The organism is Cupriavidus sp. MP-37, assembly GCF_020618415.1.
Classification (GTDB): Bacteria; Pseudomonadota; Gammaproteobacteria; order Burkholderiales; family Burkholderiaceae; genus Cupriavidus.
Genome location: NZ_CP085345.1, coordinates 1,353,663 through 1,377,671, shown reverse-complemented (window position 1 = coordinate 1,377,671; position 24,009 = coordinate 1,353,663). Strand labels below are relative to the sequence as shown.

26 protein-coding genes are annotated in these 24,009 nt (G+C 66.0%); 15 read left to right on the top strand and 11 right to left on the bottom strand.

Annotated elements, in window-relative coordinates; translation table 11 throughout:
* Position 1: 1 nt before the first annotated feature.
* The 4 genes from flhF to LIN44_RS22615 all read left to right on the top strand — a co-directional run bounded on the left by flhF (position 2) and on the right by LIN44_RS22615 (position 4,381).
* A complete protein-coding gene (flhF, locus tag LIN44_RS22630; protein WP_227314522.1) occupies positions 2 to 2,326 on the top strand; it encodes a flagellar biosynthesis protein FlhF in 2,325 nt (774 codons plus the stop codon).
* A gap of 11 nt (positions 2,327 to 2,337) precedes the next feature.
* Entirely contained in the window at positions 2,338 to 3,129 is a 792-nt protein-coding gene (locus LIN44_RS22625) for an AAA family ATPase (RefSeq protein WP_227316403.1), read from the top strand.
* Between the two features lie 98 nt (positions 3,130 to 3,227).
* Positions 3,228 to 3,944 (top strand): RNA polymerase sigma factor FliA, encoded by a 717-nt coding sequence (locus tag LIN44_RS22620; protein ID WP_092316269.1) that lies wholly within the window; start codon positions 3,228 to 3,230, stop codon positions 3,942 to 3,944.
* Positions 3,944 to 4,381, top strand: coding sequence for a flagellar protein FlhE (locus LIN44_RS22615; protein ID WP_227314521.1), 438 nt, complete (start codon positions 3,944 to 3,946; stop codon positions 4,379 to 4,381). Before LIN44_RS22620 ends, LIN44_RS22615 begins: the two co-directional genes overlap by 1 nt.
* 120 nt (positions 4,382 to 4,501) lie before the next feature.
* Here LIN44_RS22615 and LIN44_RS22610 read toward each other — a convergent pair whose 3' ends face one another.
* The 5 genes from LIN44_RS22610 to flgA all read right to left on the bottom strand — a co-directional run bounded on the left by LIN44_RS22610 (position 4,502) and on the right by flgA (position 7,794).
* Positions 4,502 to 5,374, bottom strand: coding sequence for a nucleotidyl transferase AbiEii/AbiGii toxin family protein (locus LIN44_RS22610; RefSeq protein WP_227314520.1), 873 nt, complete (start codon positions 5,372 to 5,374; stop codon positions 4,502 to 4,504).
* The gene (locus tag LIN44_RS22605) at positions 5,371 to 5,976 is read right to left on the bottom strand and encodes a type IV toxin-antitoxin system AbiEi family antitoxin domain-containing protein (protein ID WP_227314519.1); all 606 of its coding nucleotides are present in this window, start codon (positions 5,974 to 5,976) and stop codon (positions 5,371 to 5,373) included. The genes LIN44_RS22610 and LIN44_RS22605 overlap by 4 nt, the downstream gene beginning before the upstream one ends.
* Before the next feature lie 91 nt (positions 5,977 to 6,067).
* Positions 6,068 to 6,529: a flagellar protein FlgN gene (locus tag LIN44_RS22600; RefSeq protein ID WP_025583011.1), complete on the bottom strand. Its 462-nt coding sequence runs from the start codon at positions 6,527 to 6,529 to the stop codon at positions 6,068 to 6,070.
* Positions 6,530 to 6,534: 5 nt separating this feature from the next.
* Positions 6,535 to 6,855, bottom strand: coding sequence for a flagellar biosynthesis anti-sigma factor FlgM (flgM, locus tag LIN44_RS22595; RefSeq protein ID WP_227314518.1), 321 nt, complete (start codon positions 6,853 to 6,855; stop codon positions 6,535 to 6,537).
* A gap of 162 nt (positions 6,856 to 7,017) precedes the next feature.
* Positions 7,018 to 7,794 carry a flagellar basal body P-ring formation chaperone FlgA gene (gene flgA / locus LIN44_RS22590; RefSeq protein WP_227314517.1) on the bottom strand — a complete coding sequence of 259 codons (777 nt, stop codon included), beginning with the start codon at positions 7,792 to 7,794 and terminating at the stop codon, positions 7,018 to 7,020.
* A gap of 234 nt (positions 7,795 to 8,028) precedes the next feature.
* Here flgA and flgB point away from each other — a divergent pair, with 234 nt between their 5' ends.
* From flgB to flgL, 11 genes are all read left to right on the top strand, one after another.
* Entirely contained in the window at positions 8,029 to 8,436 is a 408-nt protein-coding gene (gene flgB, locus LIN44_RS22585) for a flagellar basal body rod protein FlgB (RefSeq protein ID WP_227314516.1), read from the top strand.
* Positions 8,437 to 8,451: 15 nt separating this feature from the next.
* The gene (gene flgC / locus LIN44_RS22580; RefSeq protein ID WP_018006607.1) at positions 8,452 to 8,859 is read left to right on the top strand and encodes a flagellar basal body rod protein FlgC; all 408 of its coding nucleotides are present in this window, start codon (positions 8,452 to 8,454) and stop codon (positions 8,857 to 8,859) included.
* Between the two features lie 58 nt (positions 8,860 to 8,917).
* Positions 8,918 to 9,583 carry a flagellar hook assembly protein FlgD gene (flgD, locus tag LIN44_RS22575; protein WP_227314515.1) on the top strand — a complete coding sequence of 222 codons (666 nt, stop codon included), beginning with the start codon at positions 8,918 to 8,920 and terminating at the stop codon, positions 9,581 to 9,583.
* Positions 9,584 to 9,660: 77 nt separating this feature from the next.
* On the top strand, positions 9,661 to 10,887 hold the full coding sequence (gene flgE, locus LIN44_RS22570; RefSeq protein WP_227314514.1) for a flagellar hook protein FlgE: 1,227 nt from the start codon (positions 9,661 to 9,663) through the stop codon (positions 10,885 to 10,887).
* Positions 10,888 to 10,913: 26 nt separating this feature from the next.
* Complete coding sequence (locus tag LIN44_RS22565) at positions 10,914 to 11,657, top strand: flagellar basal body rod protein FlgF (protein WP_227314513.1); 744 nt, start codon at positions 10,914 to 10,916, stop codon at positions 11,655 to 11,657.
* Positions 11,658 to 11,718: 61 nt separating this feature from the next.
* Positions 11,719 to 12,504: a flagellar basal-body rod protein FlgG gene (gene flgG / locus LIN44_RS22560; RefSeq protein WP_227314512.1), complete on the top strand. Its 786-nt coding sequence runs from the start codon at positions 11,719 to 11,721 to the stop codon at positions 12,502 to 12,504.
* Between the two features lie 11 nt (positions 12,505 to 12,515).
* Positions 12,516 to 13,214, top strand: a complete 699-nt coding sequence (flgH, locus tag LIN44_RS22555) for a flagellar basal body L-ring protein FlgH (RefSeq protein WP_092316041.1) — start codon at positions 12,516 to 12,518, stop codon at positions 13,212 to 13,214.
* 7 nt (positions 13,215 to 13,221) lie between these two features.
* On the top strand, positions 13,222 to 14,367 hold the full coding sequence (locus LIN44_RS22550; protein ID WP_304524187.1) for a flagellar basal body P-ring protein FlgI: 1,146 nt from the start codon (positions 13,222 to 13,224) through the stop codon (positions 14,365 to 14,367).
* A 2-nt stretch (positions 14,368 to 14,369) separates the two neighbouring features.
* Positions 14,370 to 15,428, top strand: a complete 1,059-nt coding sequence (gene flgJ, locus LIN44_RS22545; protein ID WP_227314511.1) for a flagellar assembly peptidoglycan hydrolase FlgJ — start codon at positions 14,370 to 14,372, stop codon at positions 15,426 to 15,428.
* A gap of 641 nt (positions 15,429 to 16,069) precedes the next feature.
* Positions 16,070 to 17,989 (top strand): flagellar hook-associated protein FlgK, encoded by a 1,920-nt coding sequence (gene flgK / locus LIN44_RS22540; protein WP_227314510.1) that lies wholly within the window; start codon positions 16,070 to 16,072, stop codon positions 17,987 to 17,989.
* Between the two features lie 36 nt (positions 17,990 to 18,025).
* Positions 18,026 to 19,255, top strand: coding sequence for a flagellar hook-associated protein FlgL (flgL, locus tag LIN44_RS22535; RefSeq protein ID WP_227314509.1), 1,230 nt, complete (start codon positions 18,026 to 18,028; stop codon positions 19,253 to 19,255).
* Positions 19,256 to 21,196: 1,941 nt separating this feature from the next.
* Here flgL and LIN44_RS22525 read toward each other — a convergent pair.
* The 6 genes from LIN44_RS22525 to LIN44_RS22500 all read right to left on the bottom strand — a co-directional run bounded on the left by LIN44_RS22525 (position 21,197) and on the right by LIN44_RS22500 (position 23,856).
* Positions 21,197 to 21,535 carry an FxLYD domain-containing protein gene (locus LIN44_RS22525; RefSeq protein WP_227314508.1) on the bottom strand — a complete coding sequence of 113 codons (339 nt, stop codon included), beginning with the start codon at positions 21,533 to 21,535 and terminating at the stop codon, positions 21,197 to 21,199.
* Between the two features lie 164 nt (positions 21,536 to 21,699).
* Complete coding sequence (locus LIN44_RS22520) at positions 21,700 to 22,050, bottom strand: hypothetical protein (RefSeq protein ID WP_227314507.1); 351 nt, start codon at positions 22,048 to 22,050, stop codon at positions 21,700 to 21,702.
* Positions 22,051 to 22,150: 100 nt separating this feature from the next.
* A complete protein-coding gene (locus tag LIN44_RS22515; RefSeq protein ID WP_227314506.1) occupies positions 22,151 to 22,405 on the bottom strand; it encodes a hypothetical protein in 255 nt (84 codons plus the stop codon).
* 8 nt (positions 22,406 to 22,413) lie between these two features.
* A complete protein-coding gene (locus tag LIN44_RS22510; RefSeq protein WP_227314505.1) occupies positions 22,414 to 22,647 on the bottom strand; it encodes a DUF2188 domain-containing protein in 234 nt (77 codons plus the stop codon).
* 364 nt (positions 22,648 to 23,011) lie between these two features.
* A complete protein-coding gene (locus LIN44_RS22505) occupies positions 23,012 to 23,413 on the bottom strand; it encodes an ImmA/IrrE family metallo-endopeptidase (RefSeq protein ID WP_227314504.1) in 402 nt (133 codons plus the stop codon).
* 125 nt (positions 23,414 to 23,538) lie between these two features.
* Entirely contained in the window at positions 23,539 to 23,856 is a 318-nt protein-coding gene (locus LIN44_RS22500) for a hypothetical protein (protein WP_255638371.1), read from the bottom strand.
* Between the last annotated feature and the right edge of the window lie 153 nt (positions 23,857 to 24,009).

The window sequence follows — 24,009 nt, the reverse complement described above, 5'->3', positions numbered from 1 at the left end:
GATGAGCGTAGCCAAGTTTGTCGCGGCCAACGGCCGCGAAGCCATGCGCCAGGTGCGCGAAGCCATGGGACCCGATGCCGTGGTGCTGTCCAACCGCACCGTCGAGGGCGGCGTGGAGATCGTCGCCATGCGCGATACGGACCTGGGCAGCGTGTCCGCCACCGCGCAGGTGTATGTGCCGCCCGCACCGGTGGCCGAGCCCGCCGCCATCGGCGACCTGCGCGGCGAGCTGCAATCGATGCGCGCCATGCTGGAGCGCCAGCTGGCCGGCATCAGCGCGGCGCCCGGTGTCGCCCCGAGCGCGGCGGCGCATGGCGTGGCCGCGAGCGACCCGCTGCGCGAATCGCTGTTCGAATGGATGGTGGGCGCGGGCTTTTCCGGGCAACTGGCGCGCACGTTGCTGGCGCGGCTGCCGCTGGGCTATGACCGTCCCGCGGCGATGGGCTGGATCCGCAAAGAGCTGGCCAGCAAGCTGCCGGTGCTGGCCGACGAGGACAGCCTGTTTGCGCAAGGCGGCGTGCTGGCGCTGGTGGGCCCTACCGGCGTGGGCAAGACCACGACCACGGCCAAGCTGGCGGCGCGCTTCGTGCTGCGCCACGGCGCCGACAAGCTGGCGCTGCTGACCACCGACAGCTTCCGGATCGGCGCGCATGAGCAGCTGCGCATCTATGGCGACATCCTGGGCGTGCCGGTGCATGCGGTCAAGGACGCCGCCGACCTGCGCTTTGCGCTGGCGGCGATGAAGGACAAGCACCTGGTGATCATCGATACCGTCGGCATGAGCCAGCGTGACCGCAGCCTGTCGGAGCAGATCGCGATGCTGGCCGGTGTGCCGGCGCCGGTGCAGCGCGTGCTGCTGCTCAACGGTGCCAGCCATGGCGATACTCTCAATGAGGTGGTGCACGCGTACCGTCATGACGCCGCGCCGGATGGCGGCGGCATCGATGGCTGCATCATCAGCAAGCTGGACGAAGCCACCCACCTGGGCTCGGTGCTGGACGTGGTGATCCGCCACCGGCTGCCGGTCTTCTATGCCTCCACCGGGCAACGCGTGCCCGAGCACCTGGAACTGGCCAGCAGCACCGCGCTGGTCGAGCGTGCCTTCCTGACGCCGCGCCGCGGCTCGGTGTTTGCCGATGCCGATGCCGCGCGCCGCGCTGCCGCTGGCGCGGGTGAAGAGACAACTGCGCGCGGTGGCGCCACCGACGTGCTGCGCTCGCTGACCGACAGCGCCGACGCGCTGGGCCAGTGCGTGGCCGAACTCAATGGCGCGGGCCTGGGCTTCGACCTGGCGCGCTCGCTGTGGCAACAGCGAGGCGCCGGCGCGCCGGCACTGCGCGCGATGTCGCAGCAGGTGCGCGAAGCCGTGTGCCGGGACGTGACCCGCCAGTGCGAACAGTACGTGCTGGCCATCGCCGCCACGCTGCAGGTGGCCGTGCCCGGCCGCCGCTCGCCTCAGCCGATGCAGCACACGCTGTGGCTGGCCGACCGCAACGGCATGCCGCTGGCTGCCGCCGTCACGCCGACCGGCCGTGCCGGCCAGCCGCTGGGCGAGGCCGAAGCCGATGCCGCCAAACTGCGCGCCGCGATGAGCGCCGCGCGCAAGGTCGTCAACCTGCTCGAGACGATGCCGTCCGCCGCCACGCTGGCGCGCTGGCAGCAGGCCAGCGAGCGCTGGGTGGCCAGCGCGCGCAAGACCGCGCGCGTGGTCAGCGCCGGCGCCGCGTGGAAGCTCGATGCCCTGGCGGACACGCTGACCTTCCACGCCGTCGGCGAAGACACCGTGCGCGAGCGCGACGCCGTGCGCTGGCTGGCAACTGCCGACGTGCGCGTGCCGGACAGCCCGGTGCGCGGCAAGGGCACGCCCGACGGCGGCATCGACGCCTGCCTGGTGGTGGCCCGCCTGGCCGACCGCGCCACCGGCGAGCTGCTCGATACGCGCTACCTGCTGTGCGATCCGGCGCTGGCGCAGGATGCCGCGCAGGTGGCGCGCTGGGCGCTGTGGACCGATGCGGCCGAGGCCGGCCTGCGCACGCTGCGCCATGCCATCGACCATTTCGCGCAGGATGCGCACGATGCCGCCGGCGCTGCCGTAGCCGCGCTGCAGCTGGGTTTGTCGGTGCTGCGCCTGGAACATGCGCCGACCGCGGCAGCGCCCGCGTTCCTGGCGCGCCTGGCCGGGCGTGCGGTGCGCCCGGGCGCGCCGGTGCCGGGCACCGTGCTCAATGAGGGCATGGGCCGCATGCTGGCCTTGCTCGACGTGCTGGAAAACTATCCAGGCCGGGGCGCCGCAGCGCCTGCCGCCACCGCGGAGGCCGTGCAGTGAGTTCCCTCGCCATGGACCAGGCCGAGAGCCTGCGCCGGATGCTGGCGCCGCGCACCACGCGCCGCATCGCCGTGCTCGCCAGCGAACGCGGCGCCGGTGCCACTACCGTGGCGCTGGGTTTGTCGCACGCGCTGGCGATGCAGGGCGAGCGTGTGCTGCTGGTCGATGAGGACTCCGCCGCGTCGGCGGCCACGCGCTTGTCCGGCGCCAGGCCGGCGGGCACGCTGGCTGACGTCCAGGCAGGCCGGCTGTCGCTGGAGGCTGCGGCGGGCGTTGGCGCGGGAGGGGTGCTGTCGGTGCTGCCGGCGGGCCGGCCGGTGCCGGGCGCTGCCTTGCCGCCCGCGGCGACCAGCGATTTCCGCAGCGTGCTGGTGGATGCCGGCCTCGACTCCAACGGCGCGCTGTCGCCGCTTGCCGGCGCTGCGCACAACGTGCTGGTGGTGATGCGCCCGGAGCTGGCGTCGATCACCGCCGCCTATGCCTGCATCAAGCGGCTGCACCACCTGTATGCGTGGCGCCGCTTCCATCTGATCGTCAACCTGGCGGCCAGCGAGGCCACGGTGCAGGCCATCCTGCGCAACCTGGCGCGCACCGCCAGCCAGTACCTCGGCGTTGAAGTGCTGTGCGCGGGCTGGCTGCCGGCGGATCCGCTGGCGGCGCGCGCCGTGCAGCTGGGCCGCTGCGTGGTCGAGGCCTTCCCGGCGGCACCGGCCACCGCGGCCCTGCGCCGCAGCGCCGGCGGCATCGGCGCCTGGCCGCTGCGCGCAGACGCTGCGGCGCCCGCCGCCGCCGCCCTGGCCTGAGCCTGCCACCCATGCCACCCGAAACCACCACACCCTGAGCCAGCCGGCACGCCGCAGGCGCGCCGGTCCAGCCATCCAGCAGTCACGAGAATTGCACCATGTACACGATCCAGGGAAAGCTCGAACAGGCCGATGTGGTCAAGGCACACGCCCAGCTGGTGCGCCGCATCGCGCTGCAGCTCGCCGCCAGGCTGCCTGCCAGCGTGCAGATCGACGACCTGATCCAGGCCGGCATGATCGGCCTGCTCGACGCCGCCAAGCGCTATGAAGACACCCACGGCGCACGCTTCGAGACCTACGCCAGCCAGCGCATCCGCGGCGCCATGCTCGACGAAGTGCGCGCCAACGACTGGCAATCGCGCAGCCTGCGCCAGTTCACCCGCCGCATCGAACGCACCCAGCGCAACCTGGAACAGAAGCTCGGCCGCACGCCCATCGACTCCGAAGTGGCCGAGGCCATGGAGATGCCGCTGGACGAATACCAGCTGCTGCTCAACGAGGTCTATGGCTGCCAGCTGCTGCACTATGAAGACTTCGAGCGCTCCGGCGAAGAAGACTTCCTCGACCGCCACCTCGGCGGCAGCGACGACGGCAACCCGCTTACCGTGCTGATGGAAAGCGGCATGCGCGAGGCGCTGGTGCGCGCCATCGAACGCCTGCCCGAGCGCGAGAAGCTGGTGCTCTCGCTGTGCTATGACCAGGAACTGAACCTGCGCGAAATCGGCGCGGTGCTCGACGTGACCGAGTCACGCGTATGCCAGATCCGCGGCCAGGCCATCAACCGGCTGCGCAACCAGCTACGCGGCCTGCTGTGATGCCGGGAAGAGGTCGCGCCGCGCGTGGCGCCTGCTTGCTGCTGGCGGCCGTATCGGCGTGCGCGTGGGCCGCGTTCGATGCCGGCACCCGTCATGCATGGACCGGTTCGGTCAACGGCCCGGCCCTGTACGGCCGCGGCCAACGCGCGGTGTCGCCGCCGATCTTGCCCACCGGCGTGTTGCCGCAATCAGAAGGGGTGATTACCTCGGTGCGCTGGCGCTACAGCTTTGCCAAGACGCCGCCGCAGGAACTGCAGGCCTACCTGTGCAACGCGCAACGCTGCGTGCTGCTGCCGCAGGCCGAGGGCAAGACCGACGCGTTCTTGGGCGACGATGCCACCAAGGGGTTTGTGTTCGCGTTCCGGGTGCCGGGGCAGGGGAGCCTGGTGCCGGTGTTGCAGGGGCGGAGTAATGAGGTGGTGGTGGGGTTCAGGTAGGGCCTTGCCGCTTCTGGCGCACGCGACTTTCAATCGAGCTTTCCAATTCCCGCTTGTGTACTCCCTCTCCCGCTTGCGGGAGAGGGGAGCAAACAGAGCGCCTGCAAAAAGCCTCAGTGGTCAGCCTTGCTGACCTGCGATCGCGCGGGCGCGAATCAGGACCGGCTCCAGGACCGTTCGCAACACTGCAACGGTGTCTGGCAGCCCTTCCCATGTGAGCGAGTTCTTCTTCAGAAACGCTTGCCACAGCGCCTGCCGCGACGAATCCGTGGAGAATTCTTCGGTGAGTCCAAGCGGCAACGCACCGGGAACCGTCATGCCGCGTCTGATGAAAGTCGCTGCCACCGCGCTTGCGAGGGTCTCTGCATCAAGAGTCTCGCGACCCAGCAGGATAGCCAGATCGAAATAGTCCTTTAGCCTGCTGTTCGCCATGCCAAGCAACGCAATGGCATGCAGTTTTTCGGAAACGACCGTGTAAACCGGATATGCGCGTAGCCGCGGCGCCGGCAGATCATCGAGCAGAACCGGATAGATGGCGTCGACCGGCCCCGGCGTGATGGCATCACCAAATCCGATATCGACTTGCACCCGGCATTGTGCCCGCGCCAGTTCCCCGGTAAGCAAGACGCGCGCGCCGGCGTAGCCCGCCTCCTTGCGAATTTCCTCCGTGGTCACCGATGCCGGATCGAATGTCATGCCATCGTCGGCACTGACAGCGGCGATGTCCCGGAACGTTCTCGCGATCGACGCCAGATCGCTCGCTCCGAAACCAAGGAAGTCGGCATCGCGGGTAGCGCGATGCGGCATGTCGTACCAGAGCGTGAACAGCAAAGCGCCTTTGAGCACAAAGCGCTCGCCATGCGGCGACTGGCTTAACCGATAGAGCATGCGCTCCAGCGCATAACGCACCAGCACCTGGTTGAAGTCCGCCTTTTGCGCTTTGGCGATGTTCAGCAATCGCGCGCGCACCGACTCGGCGAGGTTGCTAATCATCCGACAGCCTCAAGATACGGGCGCATGACGTCGGCGACACGGCAAATCTTGGCAAAGCGCCAGAGGTCGTCCGCCGATGCCTTTTGCTGTGCCCGCGCATCCCTGAGGGCTTCCAGTGCCACGTCGAGGCCTACCTTATTGCGGTGCTTGAAGCAATCTGCCACCGTTCTGGCGGCGCTATAGACCCGCAGCGGAATCCCGTCGCGCTCAACCACGTCAATGCCTGCCGAGAAGATATCGTCGGCGACCTGGATCATTTTGATCGGCGGGAAATCGATTCTTGGCGCATGACTGCCTCGCGGCATCGCAATCCAGACTTCGCGCGGAAGTTGCGTGGTCAGGCCATGGAACTGGAGCGCTGTCAGCAGGCAGAAGACAGCTTGCGGCACCCTGGTAGCAATGGCGGCCAGGCTCTCGTGCTCCGAGCGGGGATCATTCGACAGTCGGTAGACGCCCCGATCGATTTTCTCGAGCAGGCCGGCGCCGACCATGCGGCTCAGGATGACTCGTGGGACTTCGATATTGTCGAGATCGGCGGGGCGCAGCATCCCTTTCCTGGAGGCCAGGTCAAGAACACGTTGCGTTTGGCGGCTGTGTGGCATGCCCGCAGTATGTTCCGTTTTTTCGTTGCTTTCAAGTAAGTGACGAAAAAATGGAACATTTTTGTGACCGATGCGAGGAACCCTGCTCGTCTTAACCAGCCGCCAGACTCACGCCCCCAACCCCCGCCGCCGCCTTCCCATCCTTCCCATACAACCCCGCATCCCCGCCACTATGCTGGCGCAACGCCTGGATAGCTTCGCGGGTGAAGTCAAGATGGGCGTCGACCACGGCGCCGTTGAGCGCATTGGCGTCGCGCGCGGTGCGGGCGGCGAAGATCAGCCGTCGCCACGCGTCGGCCACGGCGGGATCGACCTGGCGCCCGAGCAGCTGGCCCTCCGGGCCGGCGCGCAGGCCCAGCGCGCCCATCTGGGCTTCGCGGGCCTTGAGCTGGCGGGACAGGGCCTGGCCCAGTTCTACCTTGCGCGTCAGCAGCCCGCTGAGGGACTGGAAGTCGCCCCGCTTGAGGGCGTCGCGCTCTTCGGCGAGGAGTTGGCCGAAGGCCTGGATGCCTTCGGTTTCGCGCTGCAGGGACTGGATCAGGCTCTGGCTCATGGTGGCTATTTGGCGTCGGCCTGGCCGAGCTCGCGCAGGGTGGCGAGCAGGCCGTCGGCAATCTTGCCCGGGTCGATCTTGATCCGGCCTTCGGCGATGGCCTGGCGGATCTCTTCGACCTTGGCGGTATCGATATCGTCGTCAGCCGGCTGGGCCAGGCGGGCGCTGATGTCGCGCACCTGGGCGGCCAGCGGGCTGACGCTCAGGCCGGCGGACGGCGCGGCATCAGTGGCGTCGGCGGCGGCGGCCGGGGCGGCGTGGGGCCGGGCGGCGTCGCCTGCGGCGGCGTCGGCAGGCCGGGACGAGGTGGAGTGGTTGATCTTCACGGGGCGATCCTTGCTGGTTTCCTATGGCATTACGGACGCGCCGGCGAATTCTTTAGGGTACTGGCCCGGATTCGCTGCACGGCGGCTGCGGCGGCATTTTCGCACGCCGCCTGCCCCGGATTTCCAGTCTTTTCAGCCACGGTTACAGCACCTGGCGCACGGTCATTGCAGCACCACGGTGTCGCCGCTGCGGACCAGGCCATTGACCACCTGGCCGTTGCGCAGCCGGACCTGCACGGTGTTGCCGGTGGCGGCGTCGGCCATCACCTTGCCTTCGCTGGTGATCTGGAAGGCCTCGCCCTCGACCGCCACGGTGACGGTCTGGCCCTGGCGCACGGCGATGGCCTTGCGCAGCAGGTCGGTGCGCAGCGGCGAGCCGGCGGCGATGCGGTTGGCAGTGACGGCGCCGGCAAGCTGCGCCGGATCGGTGATCACCGCGCGCGGCAGTGCGCCCAGGTCGCCCTGGCGGACTTCGATATCGGCCTGGCCGACCGGCTCGCCCGCACCGAGCGCGCGCGCGGCCACGTAATAGTCAGTCAGCACCGAGACGCGCGCCTGCATATAGCGCACCCAGGGCCGCTCGCCACCGCAGCGCACGCCTACCGAAACGCGCCCCCACGGCGAAGCGCCGGCGGGCAGGAAGGGATCGGGCGCGATGCATTCCGGCGCGCGCCCGCCTGACGGCGGCGCCACCTGCACGCTGACCTTGCCCGGCAGGCCGGCGGTCTGCTGCTGCAGGAAGCGCTCGACCGCCACGCGCGCGGGGTCTTCGGTGAACGGGCTGGCCGCGGCGTGGGCGGCGGCACCGTGCGCCGCAGGCGCCTGCATGGCGACCGGCGTGACCTGCGCCGGCGCGGCGCCCGCGGCGGCAGCGCCAAGCAGCCACGCGCCAAGAGCGGCTTGCGCCAGGCGGCGGGCGTTGCGGCAATGCTGTGTCATCTGGACTTCCCGGCAAGGACGGCGCGCGGCCCCGTGACTGGCTGCGCGCGCCGTATACATCTGTCATCGGGGCTCATTGTAGGCAGCGCCCCGCGCGCGGGCGGGCCGAAATGCATGGATTTCCCGTCCTTATTCATCCGATTGGCGTGACAGCTCCCCGCCTAAGATGCCAACCCTGAAGAAGCTACGTGCGCTCCGATTGCGGGAGCGCTGGCCCAGCAGGGGAGATGCCAGATGATTGACAGACTTGATGCGGCGCTACGTTTCCAGCAGGAAGCGCTGAGCCTGCGCAACCAGCGGCAGTCGGTGATTGCCTCGAACATCGCGCACGCGGACACGCCGGGCTACAAGGCGCGCGACTTTGATTTCTCCAGCACGCTGGCGCAGACCGTGGAGCGCGGCCACCGCAACGAGGGCGTGTCGCTGTCGACTACCTCGGCGCGCCACCTGCCCGCGCAGGCGCCGGGGCGCGAGGCATTCGACCTGGCCTACCGCATCCCGCTGCAGTCCAGCGTCGACGGCAACACGGTGGAAATGGACACCGAACGCGTGGCCTTTGCCGACAACGCCGTGCATTTCGAATCCGGCCTGACGGTGATGAATTCCAAGATCAAGACCATGCTGGCCGCGATCCAGCAGTAACCGGGGAGCGAACCCATGCCGGCAATGAACATCTTCGACGTCGCGGGCTCGGCCATGGCCGCGCAGTCGCAGCGCATGAACGTGACCGCGTCCAACCTGGCCAACGCTGACAGCGTGGTCAGCCCCGACGGCCAGGCCTACCGCGCCAAGCAGGTGGTGTTCGGCATGGCGCCCACGCCGGGCCAGACCGATATCGGCGGCGTGCAGGTGCAGGGCGTGAGCGAGGATCCGTCGCCCCCGCGCATGGTCCACAACCCCACGCATCCGATGGCCAATGCCCAGGGCTATGTGGTGATGCCCAACGTCAACCCGGTGGAGGAGATGGTCAACATGATCTCGGCCTCGCGCTCGTACCAGGCCAACGTGGAAGTGCTCAACACCGCCAAGAACATGATGCTCAAGACGCTGACGATCGGCCAGTAACGCGCCCCGGCACATCAACGCAACGGCTCCATCCGCACCTCGCACACAAGCAACTGACATGACCACCACCCCACCGGTAGGCAGCAACACGCAAGGCATCAACGACGCGCTCAAGAGCGGCAGCGCCAGCGCGTCCGAGCTGCAGAACAACTTCCTGACCATGCTCGTCACGCAGATGAACAACCAGGACCCGCTCAACCCGATGGACAACGCGCAGCTGACCTCGCAGCTGGCGCAGATCAGCACGGTCAGCGGCATGCAGACCATGAACGCGACGCTGTCGCAGCTGCTGTCTCAGGTCAGCGCCAGCCGCGCGATGGACTCGGCCGCGCTGATCGGCCGTACCGTGATGGTGCCGGGCAAGCTGGTGTCGGTGGAAGGCGGCGTGCCGGGCAAGATCGGCGTGGACCTGCCCTCGACCGCGGACGCGGTCACCGTCGACGTGCTCGACAAGGACGGCAACGTGGTGCGCACCATCGACATGAAGGGCCAGACCGCGGGTGTGCACAACATCGCGTGGGACGGCAAGAACAATGCCGGCGTGGCCGTGGCCGACGGCGACTACACCTTCAAGGTGACCGCCACCGCCAACGGCACCTCGGTGCAGCCGGTGGCGCTGGTGTACGGCAAGGTCGAGAGCATCAGCGGCGACGCCAGCGGCGTGCTGGTGGATCTGGGCGACGGCCAGACCGCCAACGTCGACGACGTGCGCCGCATTCTTTAATGCGCAGATACGCAGGTGCCGGGCAGCGCGCGGGCGCAAGCCGGCTTCAACGATAGCCTAGTCAAAAGGAAGCAATCATGGGTTTCGGTCAAGGGGTAAGCGGCCTGAACGCCGCCGCGTCCAACCTGGACGTGATCGGCAACAACATCGCCAACGCCAACACGGTTGGCTACAAGCAATCGGCCGCGCAGTTCGCCGACGTCTACGCCGGCACCAAGATCGGCCTGGGCGTGCGCGTGAACTCGGTGGTGCAGTCGTTCAACCAGGGCAATATCGAGGCCTCGGGCCGCTCCCTGGACGTGGCCATCACCAACGGCAACGGCTTCTTCCGCATGACCAGCCCGGAAGGCGCGGTCTACTACTCGCGCAACGGCCAGTTCCAGCGCCAGGACGACGGCCGCATCACCAATATGCAGGGCCTGCAGGTGACGGGATATCCGGCTGGCGTGGCAGGTGGCGCCGGCGTGCAGCCGCAGCCGCTGGTGATCAGCAACGCGCAGATGGAGCCGCGCGCCACCAGCAGCATCACCGCCAAGTTCCAGCTCGATTCGCGCGCCACCGTGCCGACGCAGGCGTTTGCCAGCGCGCCCGGCGTGCCGCCGACCAGCAACATGTTCAACTACAGCACGGCGATCAACGTCTATGACTCGCTGGGCAACAAGCAGCAGTTGATGGCGTACTTCGCCAAGTCGGGCGCGGCGCCGACCGTGCCGGGCGGCACCGACTGGCAGATGTACGTGACCGACGTCAACGGCAACGCCGTCGCCGGTGCACCGGTCACGCTGTCGTTCGACAACGCCGGCGCGCTGCAGGCACCCGGTGCGGGCGCGGTCACGCTGACCCAGCCGGCGGCCAACGGCGCGCAGGCCATGGCCATGCGCCTGGACCTGACCGGCACCACCCAGTTCGGCGCCGACAACGACGTCAAGCAGCTCCGCCAGGACGGCTACACCTCGGGCAGCCTGCTGGGCTTCTCGGTCAACGGCGACGGCACCATCGTCGGCAGCTATTCCAACGAGGAGACCAAGCCGCTGGGCCAGATCGTGATGGCCGCCTTCGGCAACGTCGAAGGCCTGAAGCCGGAGGGCGACAACGTGTGGTCGGCCACCGGCGCATCGGGCCAGCCGCTGCTCGGCGTGGCCGGCGGCAGCCTGGGCACGCTGCGCTCGAACGCGGTGGAAGCGTCGAACGTGGACCTGTCGGGCCAGCTGGTCAACCTGATCGTGGCGCAGCGCAACTACCAGGCCAACGCGCAAACCATCAAGGCGCAGGACACGGTCATGCAGACCCTGGTCAACCTGTGACCGCCACGCTGAGCTGAGCCGCCGCCATGGACCGCATGATCTACACCGCCCTGTCGGGCGCCAAGCAGATACTCGACCAGCAAGCGGCGGTATCGAACAACCTCGCCAACGTGTCGACGCCGGCGTTCCGCGCCCAGGTCAACCTGTACCGCGCGGTGCCGGTGGTCGGGCCGGAGACGGGCACGCGCACCTTCGCGCTGGCGTCCACGCCCGGTGCGGACATGCGCGCCGGCCCGCTGACCTATACCGGCCGCACGCTCGACGTGGCGCTGCAGGGCAATGGCTGGCTGGTGGTGCAGGCGCCCGACGGCACCGAGGCCTACACCCGCGCCGGCGCGCTGCAGGTGGCGCAGGACGGGCAGGTGCAGACCATTTCCGGCCTGCCGGTGATGGGCGACGGCGGTCCGCTGGCGGTGCCGCCGGGCTCGCAGGTGACCATCGGCACCGACGGCACCATCACCGCGCGCGGCCCGGGCGAAGCCTCGGCCGGCCTGGCGCAGGTAGGCCGGCTGCGCGTGGTCAATCCGCCCAACGACGCCATCGCCCGCGGCGATGACGGCCTGTTCCGCCTGCGCCCCGGCGCGCAGCCGCTCGAGGCCGATCCCACCGTGCGCGTGATCTCCGGCGCGCTGGAGGGCAGCAACGTCAACCCGACCGAAGCCATGGTCGAGATGATCGCCAACGCGCGCCGCTTCGAGATGCAGATGAAGATGATCCAGGGCGCCGACGGCAACGAGCAGCGCGCCAACCAGCTGCTCTCGACCAACTGAACCGAATGACCGGCGGGCGCGGCATCACCGTGCCGGCCCCCAGCACCCACCAAGGACCCACATGATCCGCTCTCTCTGGATTGCCAAGACCGGCCTCGATGCGCAGCAGACGCAGATGGACGTGATCTCGAACAACCTGGCCAACGTCTCGACCAACGGCTTCAAGCGCGGCCGCGCGGTGTTCGAGGAACTGATGTACCAGACCATCCGCCAGCCCGGCGCGCTGTCGTCGGACCAGACCACGCTGCCCTCCGGCATGCAGCTGGGCACCGGCGTGCGCCCGGTCGCGACCGAGCGCATCCACACCCAGGGCAACCCGCAGCAGACCGGCAATGCCAAGGACGTGGCCATCCTGGGACAGGGCTTCTTCCAGGTGGCGCTGCCCGACGGCACCACCGCCTATACCCGCGACGGCTCGTTCCAGGTGGACCAGAACGGCCAGCTGGTGACTTCCAGCGGCTTCGTGATCCAGCCCGCCATCACCATCCCCGCCAACACGCTGACGATGACCATCGGGCGCGACGGCACGGTGTCGGTGACGCAGCCTGGCTCCAGCGCCAACGTGCAGGTGGGGCAGCTGCAGCTGGCCACCTTCATGAACCCGGCCGGCCTGGAAAGCATGGGCGAGAACCTGTATGTGCAGACCGACGCCTCGGGCGCGCCCAACACCACCGTGCCGGGCCTGAACGGCGCGGGCGTGGTGCAGCAGAACTATGTCGAGGCGTCCAACGTGAACGTGGTCGAGGAACTGGTCAGCATGATCCAGACGCAGCGCGCGTACGAGATCAACAGCAAGGCGGTGCAGGCATCCGACCAGATGCTGCAGCGCCTGGCGCAACTGGGTTGATTGGTGTGAACATGGCCACCTTGCTTTCCCGCCTGGGCGCGCGCGCGCTGGTTTGCCTGGCCGGCGTGGCAATGCTGGCCACAAGCGGCTGCGCGCTGATGCCGCGCGAGCCGCTGGTGCAGATGCCGACCACGGCGCGCGCCGAGCCGCGCCCGATGGGCCCGGCCTCGGGCTCGATCTACCAGTCTTCGTACGCCGGCAATCCGCTGTTCGAGGACCGGCGCCCGCGCAACGTGGGCGACATCCTGACCATCCTGATCACCGAGAACGTCAACGCCAGCAAGAACTCCGGCACCAACACCAGCCGCACCGGCAACGCCGCGCTGGCGTTCGACGCGGTGCCGCGCGCGCTGGGCGGCCTGTTCGGCACCAGCCAGAACGCCAACATCAACGGCGCCAACACCATGAAGGCCAGCGGCGGCGCCAGCGCGGCCAACACCTTCAACGGCACCATCACCGTGACCGTGCTGGAGGTGCTGGCCAACGGCAACCTGGTGGTCTCCGGCGAAAAGCAGATGGCCATCAACCAGGGTGCCGAGTTCATCCGCTTCTCGGGCGTGGTCAATCCCCGCACCATCACCGGCGACAACGCCGTGCTGTCGACGCAGGTCGCCGATGCGCGCATCGAATACACCGCCAAGGGCGTGATCGACGAAGCGCAGAACATGGGCTGGCTGCAGCGCTTCTTCCTCAATGTTTCTCCGTTCTGACCGCGCCATGTCTGCCCAGATGCTCGCTCGTTTCCTGTCCCGCCTGCTGCGGCTGACCATGGTCAGCCTGGCGCTGGGGGTGGCCTTCGGCGCCTTTGCCACCGGCGCCAAGGCCGAGCGCCTGAAAAACCTGGCCACCTTCCAGGGCGTGCGCGAGAACCCGCTGGTCGGCTACGGCCTGGTGGTGGGGCTGGACAACACCGGCGACCAGACCATGCAGACGCCGTTTACCACGCAGAGCCTGACCAACATGCTGTCGCAGCTGGGGATCACGCTGCCGGCCGGCAAGAACATGCAGCTCAAGAACGTCGCGGCGGTGATGGTGACCGCATCGCTGCCGGCGTTCGCGCAGCCCGGCAGCCAGCTCGACGTGGTGGTGTCGTCGATGGGCAATGCCAAGAGCCTGCGCGGCGGCACGCTGCTGATGACGCCGCTCAAGGGCGCCGACGGCCAGGTCTACGCGATCGCGCAGGGCAACATGCTGGTGGGTGGCGCGGGCGCGTCGGCCAACGGCAGCAAGGTGCAGATCAACCAGCTGGCGGTGGGGCGCATCGCCAACGGCGCCATCGTCGAGCGCGCGGTCGCGCCGTTCCAGCCCGATGGCGGCGTGCTCAACCTCGAACTGAAGGATACGGATTTCGGCACCGCTGAGCGCGTGGTCGAAGCGATCAACCGCAACATGGGCGGCGGCGTCGCCGCGGCGCTGGACGGCCGCGTGGTGCAGGTGCGCGCGCCGGCATCGCCGGCGGCGCGCGTGGGCTTCCTGGCCCGCATCGAGAATATCGACGTGACGCCGGCGAAGGCCGCGGCAAAGGTGATCCTGAACGCCCGCACCGGCTCCATCGTGATGAACCAGGCCGTGACCGTGGAAGACTGCGCGGTGGCGCACGGCAACCTGTCGGTAGTGATCAACACGCAACCGGTGATCAGCCAGCCCGCGCCGTTCAGCGGCGGCCAGACCGTGGTGGCACCGGTGTCGCAGATTGACATGAAGCAGCAGGGCGGTTCGCTGCAGATCGTCAAGGCGGGCGCCTCGCTGGCCGCCGTGGTCAAGGGGCTGAACGCGCTGGGCGCGACCCCGGCCGACCTGCAGACCATCCTGGAAGCGATGCGCGCGGCGGGTGCGCTGCGCGCCGAGCTGGAAGTGATCTGAGCATGAACAGCGGCATCAACGGTGGCGCGTTGCCCGCGCCGGGCGCCGACCTGACCCAGCGTTTCGCGCTGGACACGCAAGGCTTCGAAGCGCTCAAGCACAGCGCGCGCGGCGGCGCCGACGCCAGTACGCTGCAAGCCGTCGCCAGGCAGTTCGAGGCGGTGTTCACGCAGATGGTGCTCAAGAGCATGCGCGACGCCACGCCGCAGGACGGCCTGTTCGACAACGAGCAGAGCAAGCTCTACCTGTCGATGATGGACCAGCAGCTGGCGCAGCAGATGTCGTCGCGCGGCATCGGCCTGGCCGATGTGATGGTGCGCCAGCTGGCGCGCGCCACCGGCACCGCGATGCCATCCGGCATGAACGCGCTGAGCCCGGCGGAAGCTGGCAAGGTCGCGGATGCGGAAATGGCGCGGCTGCTCGACAGCCGCGGCGCCGGCGCCATGCCCGCCGACGCGGGCGAACAGGCCGACCTGCCGGCCATCGGCACCACCGTCGCGGGCCAGCAATGGAATCCCACCGCGGGCCTGCGCCAGTACCAGCCGCAGTCCTACGCGGATCGCGGCCAGGGCGAAGACCGGCTCGGCCGGCTGCCCGACGACGCGCCGGCCCACGTCAGCGCCTTCGTCGCCCGCATCGCCGGCCCCGCTGAAGCCGCGTCCCGCGCCAGCGGCGTGCCGGCACGGCTGATCGTCGGCCAGGCCGCGCTGGAATCCGGCTGGGGCCAGCGCGAGATCACGCACGCCGATGGCTCTACCACGTTCAACGTGTTCGGCATCAAGGCCGGGGCCAGCTGGAAGGGGCGGGTGGCGGAAATCACCACCACGGAATACATCGATGGGCAGCCGCAAAAGGTGCGGGCGAAGTTCCGCGCCTATGGCTCGTATGACGAAGCCTGCGCCGACTACGCGCGCCTGCTGACGAGCAATCCGCGCTATGCGGGCGTGGTCAGCGCGGCCAGTGCCGAAGATGCGGCGCATGGCTTGCAGCGGGCAGGGTATGCCACGGATCCGGCGTATGGGCACAAGCTGGTGAAGATCATGAAGAAGGTGGCGGCGTAGGGAGCGAGGCCATTGCCTCGAGCCATCCAACTTCCACTTGTGTACCCCCTCTCCCGCTTGCGGGAGAGGGTTGGGGTGAGGGCGGGAACATCAACGAAGTGAAGGCCGTCGCTATTTGCCACCGCCCACCCTCACCCCCGCCCCTCTCCCGCACGCGGGAGAGGGGAGAAAACCGCAGCGTCATCATTGCCTCGAGCATGCCAACTCCCGTTTGTGTACTCCCTCTCCCGCTTGCGGGAGAGGGTTGGGGTGAGGGCGGAATATCAACGAAGGGAAGGCCGTCGCTATTGCCACCGCCCACCCTCACCCCCGCCCCTCTCCCGCACGCGGGAGAGGGGAGAAAGCCGCAGCGTCATCATTGCCTCGAGCATGCCAACTCCCGTTTGTGTACTCCCTCTCCCGCTTGCGGGAGAGGGTTGGGGTGAGGGCGGGAATATCCACGAAGTGAAGGCCGTCTCTATTGCCACCGCCCGCCCTCACCCCCGCCCCTCTCCCGCAAGCGGGAGAGGGGAGCAAACCTGCAGGATCTGGAAAACGCCACCTCCACACCTAAAGTCCCACCCCCACCCAGCCGATAACTCCCACATCCACACCGCCGGCCCCACGCCGCGGCAGTCCTAAAAATCCGGGATCAGAGCACCATGTCTCTCTTCAGTATTGGCCTCTCCGGCCTGAACACCGCGCAGAACGCGCTGACGACGACGGGCCACAACTTTGCCAACTCGGCAACCGAAGGCTACTCGCGCCAGAACACCATCGTCGCTTCTGCCGGCGGCCAGTACACCAGCCAGGGCTTCTACGGCTTCGGCTCGAACACCACCACGGTGATCCGCGTCTATGACGAGTTCCTGACCGGCCAGCTGCGCGGCGCCACCTCGACCAGCGCCTCGCTGGCGATGTACTCGGACCAGATCAGCCAGATCGACAACCTGCTGGCCGATCAAAAGGGCGGCCTGGCGCCGCTGATGCAGAAGTTCTTCGCCGCGGTGCAGGCGGTGGCCGATACCCCGGCCGATCCGGCCGCGCGCCAGGGCATGCTGTCGGCGGGCCAGGCGCTGGTGGGACAGGTGCGCTCGGCCAGCAATTACTTCAAGCAGCTGCAGGCCGGCGTCAACGAGCAAGTCGGCACCGCCGTCACCCAAGTCAACGCGTACACCAGGCAGATCGCCAACCTGAACCAGGAAATCACGCGCCTGAAGGCCGCTTCCGGCGGTCAGGCGCCCAATGACCTGCTCGACCAGCGCGACCAGGCCGTGGCCGAGCTGACCAAGCTGGTCGGCGCCAAGGTGGTGGTGCAGGACAGCGGCACCTACAACGTCTTCGTCGGCAACGGCCAGCCGCTGGTGATGGGCAACGACGCCTATGAGCTGAAGGCCGTGGCCTCGGCCGCCGACCCCAATCGCACCGTGGTGGCCTACACGCTGCCCACCGGCGCCGTGATCGAGAGCGACCCGGGCGCGCTCACCGGCGGCTCGCTGGGCGGCCTGCTGCAGTTCCGCACCGAAACCCTGGATCCGGCGCAAAGCGCAATCGGCCGGCTGTCGCTGGCGATCGGCGCGAGCTTCAATGCACAGCACCAGCTCGGCATCGACCTGAACGGCGCTCCCGGCACCGACATGTTCAAGCTGGGCGGCGCCACCACCATCCCCAACGCCAACAACACCATCAAGACCACGGTGGCAACCGCCACCATCGACAACGCCTCGGCGCTGACCACCAGCGACTACAAGCTCCACTTCGACGGCACCAACTACACGCTGACGCGCCTGTCCGACAACCAGCAGGTGGTCGCGCCCGTGCCCGGCGGCACTGCCACCTACCCGCTGCAGTTCAGCGCCGACGGCTTTACCGTCGAGATCAACGGGCCGATGGGCACCAACGATTCGTTCACGGTGCAGCCCACCCGCAACGCCGCCACCGGCTTCGACATGGCGATCAACGATCCCGCCAAGATCGCTGCGGCCTCGCCCGCCTACATCGAGGCGACCGCCGGCAACAAGGGCAACGCCACCGCGTCGCTGAGCAAGGTCGCGCCCGGCTTCACCCCGCCGGCCGGCAAGATCACCGCCGAGTTCGACGGCACCAACTACATCTTCAAGGTCGGCGGCGTGGCCATGGCGCCGCAGCCGGTGGGCGTGCCCAACGGCAGCAATACCGACTTCACCCTCAACGGCCTGACCTTCAGCTTCGGCGGCACGCCCGCCGCCGGCGACAGCTTCACGCTGGGCAGCAACGCCGGCGCGGTCAAGGACAACGGCAACATGCTGGCGCTGGCCAAGCTGCAGAACGCCAAGACCATCGGCGGCGTGTCCAGCTTCAGCGAAGCCTACGCGCAGCTGGTCAACGATGTCGGCACGCGCGCCAAGTCGGTCAAGATCGCCTCGGCCTCGCAAGACAGCATCACCACGCAGATCAAGACCGCGCAGCAGTCGGTGTCCGGCGTCAACATGGACGAGGAAACCGTGTCGATGCTGCGCTTCCAGCAGCTGTACCAGGCCAATGCGCGCGTGATCCAGACCGCCGGCACGCTGTTCGACACCATCATCGGCATCGGCCGCTAAGCGCCGCACCCATCCGCGTCAGAAGAGGTAACCCATATGCGCGTTGCAAGCTCCACCCTGTACCAGCAAGGCCTGGCTTCGATGAACTACCAGCAGGGCGCGCTGATGCATATCCAGCAGCAGCTCGGCACCGGCCGCTCGATCCTGACCCCGTCGGACGACCCGGTCGGCGCCACCCGCGCGCTGGGCGTCAGCCAGGCGCAGGCCGTCAACGGGCAGTACGCCACCTCCCGCAACCAGGCCAATATTGCGCTGGCGGCGGAAGAAAACGCGCTGCAGTCCGTGACCACCATCACGCAGAACATCCAGACCCTGCTGGTGCAGGCCGGCAACGGCACCATGAGCGATGCCGACCGCGGCTCGCTGGCGACCGCGCTGGAAGGGCTGTACAACCAGCTGCTGAGCCTGGCCAACTCCGACGACGGCAACGGCCAGTTCCTGTTCGGCGGCACCCGCTCAGGCAGCGCGCCGTTCACGCAGAGCGCCGGCGCCAGCACCTACATCGGCGACAACGGCCAGCAACTGCTGCAGGTCGACGTGGCGCGCCAGATGCCAGCCGGCAACACCGGCCGCGAAGTCTTCATGAGCGTGACCGGCGGCGCCGGCTATGTGGTCAAGGGCAACCCCGCCAATACCGGCACCGCCACCTTCGGCACGGTGTCCACCACCGACCCGAGCAATCCGCTGTTCGGCCATGCGCTGCAGATGTCGTTCACGGCCAACGGCGCCGGCCAGATCGAATACACCATCACCGACACCTCGACCGGCACCACGCCGGCGCCGGTAGTGGCCGGCCCGGTGCCCTACACCTCGCCCGCGCAGATCGAAGTGGCGGGCTTCAGCTTCAACGTCACCGGCAACCCCAAGGCCGGCGACACCCTGACCATGCAGCCGGCCAGCGAGGCCGGCACCGACATGTTCGCCAACCTGCAGACCGTGATCGACACGCTGCGCCAGCCCGCCGCCTCCGACAGCGACCGCGCCAACCTGGGCAACGTGCTGTCGACCGCCGTGCGCCAGTTCTCCAACTCGCTCGACAACGTGCTGACCGTGCGCGCGTCGGTGGGCTCGCGCATGAATGAGCTGGATGCGCTGGACGATGTGGGTGCCAACCGCGACCTGACGTATTCGCAGACGTTGTCGGGGCTGCAGGATCTGGATTATGCGAAGGCGATCACGGAGTACTACCAGCGGCAGATGGCGCTGCAGGGGGCGCAGCAGTCGTTTATGCAGATTCAGGGGATGAATTTGTTTAAGTATTTGTAAGGGGGGCGGCGGCGTCCGCAAAACCGAGGGTGTGCCACTGAACAATAAACTGTGTCAAAACGGTCCAATATAGTTGGGCAGTTTGCGCAATGATGTGCCCGTAAAACGTTCTCCGGAAAGGAATTGCCCAACTCTGTTTTGTTGGGCAATTCCTTTCCGTCTGCTACCACCCACGTTCATTTGCTGAAGCAATTTTGCACCTTGCTGCGGTGTGATCCATGGGGAGCGTTGGCTCGTCTGCGTGACCGATCCTCATTCCCGAATCTCGCAAAGGCTTGCGGCAACCTTTGCAATCTCTTCATAGACGGCGCGTCGGCTATCCGGGCCTGTACACGTAATCCACTTGGCATCACGGGCACGCGACCCAAGTGGAAAGAACTCGAAGGCCATTCCCGGCTCCCATGCTGGATGGTGCCTCAAAGCTTCGTTCAGAACCTCAAGATACTGAATCCTACTAAAAATTTGCCTAGCCATGGCCATCTCCTACGACAACGGACCTTAGACAGTCTAAGCATAGCCTGCCTCGGCGGTACGTGGGACTGGAAGCGGCACGGACTGAGCTCGGGTATCGACTGTTTCCGAAATGCCACCGGATGACGCCTTGCCGCGACGATGGCTGGCGATCTTGCCACCTGAGTTCGGATAAGCGCATCGCAGGGGAGGTTCGCACGCAGCGTGGCGAGCGCCACAACGGCGGTGACATGCGAGGCGCCGCAGCCACAGGCATCTTTGTAACGCTCGTCTTCGAAGCAGACTGATTCAGCGGGAAATGATCAGCCTCGTAGCGTTCGATTAGGGTGACCAGCATTTCAAGACGCACACCATAGGTGTGTCTCGAGCTGGGTCTGCGTCGCTGGGTCACAACAAGTTGTAGCGCTCGTTGATATCACGCTCGTCTTCGATTTGGTGTAGAACAGGGAGCCGTGCATATGTCACCTGTTTTTGCTTCTACGGTCGGCTTGCTTGTGACCGATCGCGGCATGGTACCCTGGCGGCGGCCGCTGGGGCCCACAAGTCCCGGCAGACACGCTGCCTCTAAAGCCCAACCGGATGCTACGCCGAATTCTTGCCGTAGGCTTTCGAGGCCTTCGACAGCCTGTGTGCATTGTCGGGCCAGCAAACGGTGGCAACCCCGGTTGACTAACGATGGGGCTGACCGCCAGATAGATGGTCCCCGGGGCGGGGCAGCAGATGCCCCTAGCCTAGGCGGCAATATCATTGCGGCCTGATATAGAGGCGCGGGGCACCTCTATTCGCTTGGCTTGTGCTGACGAGCCGGGATGCAAGCTTTCCATTCTCCCGCTTCGAACCTTGCGATCGATTTGCTGTTCTACTTTGGCGACTAAATCATGCCGGTCGCACGGCTGCGAAAGGACTGTGAAGGCACAAGTTTCACAGTGCAATGTCGTTTCCCAGTCCCCATAGTTCATCTTCTCTGAATAGACGAGCACTGTGTCGCACGATGGGCAGAACGCCCCCGTTTTGTCTGGTCGTCCACCTACGGAGATCCACCGCCAAATCGCGCCGAAAAACCGGTCTTCACGGTAGTCTAGATATGTTGCTGGTTGCTCGCTGTGTGCGAGTACCGAATAGCAATGACGCCAATGACGAATACCCATGCTGCGGCTATGGCGTAGAGCAGGTACAGCAGCCAAGTGGGAACACTTGCCGTATGGGAGAGATGAGTAGTGACCGATGCCCATGCTCGCACCGCGTGCCGTCCCAGCTGATGGGTATCATCCCGATTAACACTGGCGACTTCGGCGATGCGAGAAGGCCGCCATGATGTTCGCGCGCAATGAAGTGAAGCCTCTACAGGACCGCCCCATGGAGGTGAACGATTGGCTTGGTCAGGACGTGATGCAGTTCGAGCCTTATGAATTGGCCTCCGACCATTGATAGAAAGGTGCGATCGTTCGGCGATCAATGGAAGGGCACAAATCAGAAGGCCTTTACATCTACTACCTTGGCCGTCACCACTTCGCTGTACGGCGATAGCGCCTGTATTAGCCATGACTGCCCTGGTTCCAACGCAGTGGTGTTGGCCATCGCAATGCCGAGTTGTGTGCCAGCGGCGTCATAAAGAGCAAACGTAACTGAGATCAGGCCTGTCGTGCGTCTCGAGTTGTTGGTCATGATGCCCTTCACCATTGGGAGCCCAGAAGACGCTCTGGTGAGCTCGAGGTTGGAGATCGGAAGGCTCGTAACTTGAGCTTGTGCTGCGGGTACGCAAATCACTGCAGCCATTACTGCAAAGGCATATCTGGCGAGATAGGTCATATGTTGATCCCCTAAGCGTTGGAAAGGCCGCAACCTTGCGGGAGGAAGGCCGGGGCGAGCGGGTTCAGCCAATCACCTTTGCCAGGTGATGTAAGCCAATCCACATCAGGAGCAGGGCAGGCTCGATCGCGTTCGAGCAGTATCCCCTGGACACTGGTGACTAGTTACACCGTGTAGTTGTAGTATTTCGAGGTTTCATAGTCATACAGGCTGACACTATTTCCGCTGACCGATCCCTCGAAGTGCTTACGCGAGTCATAGTCGAAGCCGCTAAATCGATCTCCGTTGACCTGCAGATCGATGTGCTTCCGATTGCCATAGTCATACAGCTGTGGCAGCGAACCCGAGCAATAGCAGCGACGTCCATAGTCATAGACGTTGACCTCGCGGGTAGTCACATCCCCGGTAAATGCAACGTACTTGGATTCCGAGTAATCATAGGCATGACTGGCCTTGGAATCCGAGATCGCGCGTGCAACGATATATGCGATGCAAGCCCTGGCACCAGAATTCATCTTCCGTCTCCCTGTGTTGAGGCTGTCCCGGATTCAACAGGCGCTATAGCCTCATGTGAGGAGGCCTGCCGGAATGGGAATGCGGCAGGCCGTCGTGCCGCTAGCTGATCGACTGCGCAATCTGATGCAGAGCGATCCACATCATCAGGAAGGGCACGAGAATTTCTCCCCATGCGATGCTGCGCACGCCGCCTTGGATCTGCATCTGGATTCCCGCAAGACATGCGAGGAATGCAAAAGCAGCCGAAGCGCTAGCGGCCACCAGGGCCACGTGCCTGTCCAAATCGTGGAAAACAAGCACCACGAACATGGCCGCAAACGCTATGAAGCTGAAGTAGGGGCGGATTTCCGCCATTGTCCGCCTCAGTGCTTCTTGTCGCGCGGCGGGTACGGGTCATTGCCATAGCTATCGCTATCACGGATGACGCCCTTGCGATCGTGAATAACGAGCTCGGTGCGGTCGCGTTGCGCTTGCTGCCGGCCACGCGACATCGCCTCGTCTTTGGTTTGCGTGACGCGTCCGACGCGCGTGGTGCCTTCACGACGAGTCGCCCAGCCTTCCGGATGGGGCACAACATGGATCGGTTTCTTAGCCATTTCGGTTCAAATCCTAAGTTCGAAAAGCGGTCAGCCGGTAGGCGGGTGCCTACCGGGGCACTCCTCACCTGCTCTTAGTACGGCAGGCTGCGCCAGTGCGAGCACACGAACTCAGGACGGCCACACCGTACCCTCGTATAGGCGCACACACGGACGACTTTGGGGCGTTCGTTCGGGATGAACATAACGGAACCCTCCGTAGTGATTTCGCCTCGAAGATGAACTTTGGCCTTGATTGATCCGATATCCGTACATAGAATACCGGTCGCACACAATCATATGCACAAAGAGAAAGCTGGAGGCTTTTGTTCGGCTCTCTTTTTCCCAGGGCGCCTTGTCGAGCTGCAACTCGCAAGTGCGCTTTTTATTTGCCAGCGGCGTACAGTTTGAGCTGATACTCCGCGGCGTCCATCGAAACCCCGCATTGACGCGCCACGTCATAGGGGCTCATGCCCGTCACCAAGTGCCGCGGGACAAGCAGCTCACCCTGGAAGCACTTCGCCTGCCATTCCGGATCCTCGAAAGACTTCAGGGCCCCGCCAAAATTCCTGTGCAATGCAGGAGAGCGAGCGTGCATCAGGTAGTGGCCTAGCTCATGCGCGACGGTTCCACGGTCCCGCCCTTCATGGGCATACGCACGCTCATAGATGTCCTCCCGCAGCATGATCGAAACTTCGTCCCCGTCACGTATCGTGAGGCCATGCGAAGAGCCAAGCTCTTCGTGGGTGGCTACTTGGAAGTAGTACTCCTTGTCGAGCTTCGGCATGACCAACTCTACGACCTCGAGGGCCGGAAACCACAGCTGATGGGTCAGTCCCAGCGACTGCCGCAACTGCATCGCAGTGGCACGAATGTCCGTCCTGCTCTGTGGGGTGGCACGGAAGTTGTGCATTATTTCTTGTCCCCACGCGGCTTGAGCAGCAGCATCGCCTGTTTCAGCGTCGCCATCTCGTCGTCCGAAAGGTCACCAAAGCGACGAGCGAGCGCGACAGCCAGGCCGCGACGCTCTTCACTTTGGTTCGTCAGGTCGATCGTCACGCTGCGAGCAGACTCGTCGATAGCTTGATTCATGGCCTTCACTTCTTTGGGGGGCAAGCGGTACGCCGTAGCGATCAGGTTGCTCCACCCTGCCGGGATGCTCTTTTTACCGGTCTCGACTGCTGACAAAAAGGCAACTGAGACCTGAAGGGTGTCAGCCATGTCCTTCATGAGTTCAGTGTGCTGGTTCCGGAGATCCCGGAGGAATCGGCCGAAGCTTGTAAGCATGAAAGTCCCCTTAGTGCGCAAATCAAATTCAACCACATCGGGTTGAACGAGTCAACCTCTTATGGTTGATTTTAGGTCGCTCGCGGTGACACGGAC

Coding starts and splice junctions, on each gene's coding strand:
- LIN44_RS22605 (WP_227314519.1), bottom strand. CDS start 5,976: ATGCCACACAGCCGCCAAACGCAACGTGTTCTTGACCTGGCCTCCAGG.
- flgD (WP_227314515.1), top strand. CDS start 8,918: ATGACCACCACCCCACCGGTAGGCAGCAACACGCAAGGCATCAACGAC.
- LIN44_RS22525 (WP_227314508.1), bottom strand. CDS start 21,535: ATGACCTATCTCGCCAGATATGCCTTTGCAGTAATGGCTGCAGTGATT.
- LIN44_RS22500 (WP_255638371.1), bottom strand. CDS start 23,856: ATGAAGGACATGGCTGACACCCTTCAGGTCTCAGTTGCCTTTTTGTCA.
- flgL (WP_227314509.1), top strand. CDS start 18,026: ATGCGCGTTGCAAGCTCCACCCTGTACCAGCAAGGCCTGGCTTCGATG.
- LIN44_RS22620 (WP_092316269.1), top strand. CDS start 3,228: ATGTACACGATCCAGGGAAAGCTCGAACAGGCCGATGTGGTCAAGGCA.
- flgJ (WP_227314511.1), top strand. CDS start 14,370: ATGAACAGCGGCATCAACGGTGGCGCGTTGCCCGCGCCGGGCGCCGAC.
- LIN44_RS22565 (WP_227314513.1), top strand. CDS start 10,914: ATGGACCGCATGATCTACACCGCCCTGTCGGGCGCCAAGCAGATACTC.
- flhF (WP_227314522.1), top strand. CDS start 2: ATGAGCGTAGCCAAGTTTGTCGCGGCCAACGGCCGCGAAGCCATGCGC.
- flgA (WP_227314517.1), bottom strand. CDS start 7,794: ATGACACAGCATTGCCGCAACGCCCGCCGCCTGGCGCAAGCCGCTCTT.
- LIN44_RS22600 (WP_025583011.1), bottom strand. CDS start 6,529: ATGAGCCAGAGCCTGATCCAGTCCCTGCAGCGCGAAACCGAAGGCATC.
- LIN44_RS22625 (WP_227316403.1), top strand. CDS start 2,338: ATGGACCAGGCCGAGAGCCTGCGCCGGATGCTGGCGCCGCGCACCACG.
- LIN44_RS22550 (WP_304524187.1), top strand. CDS start 13,222: ATGTCTGCCCAGATGCTCGCTCGTTTCCTGTCCCGCCTGCTGCGGCTG.
- flgH (WP_092316041.1), top strand. CDS start 12,516: ATGGCCACCTTGCTTTCCCGCCTGGGCGCGCGCGCGCTGGTTTGCCTG.
- LIN44_RS22505 (WP_227314504.1), bottom strand. CDS start 23,413: ATGCCGAAGCTCGACAAGGAGTACTACTTCCAAGTAGCCACCCACGAA.
- LIN44_RS22510 (WP_227314505.1), bottom strand. CDS start 22,647: ATGGCTAAGAAACCGATCCATGTTGTGCCCCATCCGGAAGGCTGGGCG.
- flgC (WP_018006607.1), top strand. CDS start 8,452: ATGCCGGCAATGAACATCTTCGACGTCGCGGGCTCGGCCATGGCCGCG.
- flgB (WP_227314516.1), top strand. CDS start 8,029: ATGATTGACAGACTTGATGCGGCGCTACGTTTCCAGCAGGAAGCGCTG.
- LIN44_RS22610 (WP_227314520.1), bottom strand. CDS start 5,374: ATGATTAGCAACCTCGCCGAGTCGGTGCGCGCGCGATTGCTGAACATC.
- LIN44_RS22615 (WP_227314521.1), top strand. CDS start 3,944: ATGCCGGGAAGAGGTCGCGCCGCGCGTGGCGCCTGCTTGCTGCTGGCG.
- LIN44_RS22520 (WP_227314507.1), bottom strand. CDS start 22,050: ATGAATTCTGGTGCCAGGGCTTGCATCGCATATATCGTTGCACGCGCG.
- LIN44_RS22515 (WP_227314506.1), bottom strand. CDS start 22,405: ATGGCGGAAATCCGCCCCTACTTCAGCTTCATAGCGTTTGCGGCCATG.
- flgE (WP_227314514.1), top strand. CDS start 9,661: ATGGGTTTCGGTCAAGGGGTAAGCGGCCTGAACGCCGCCGCGTCCAAC.
- flgG (WP_227314512.1), top strand. CDS start 11,719: ATGATCCGCTCTCTCTGGATTGCCAAGACCGGCCTCGATGCGCAGCAG.
- flgK (WP_227314510.1), top strand. CDS start 16,070: ATGTCTCTCTTCAGTATTGGCCTCTCCGGCCTGAACACCGCGCAGAAC.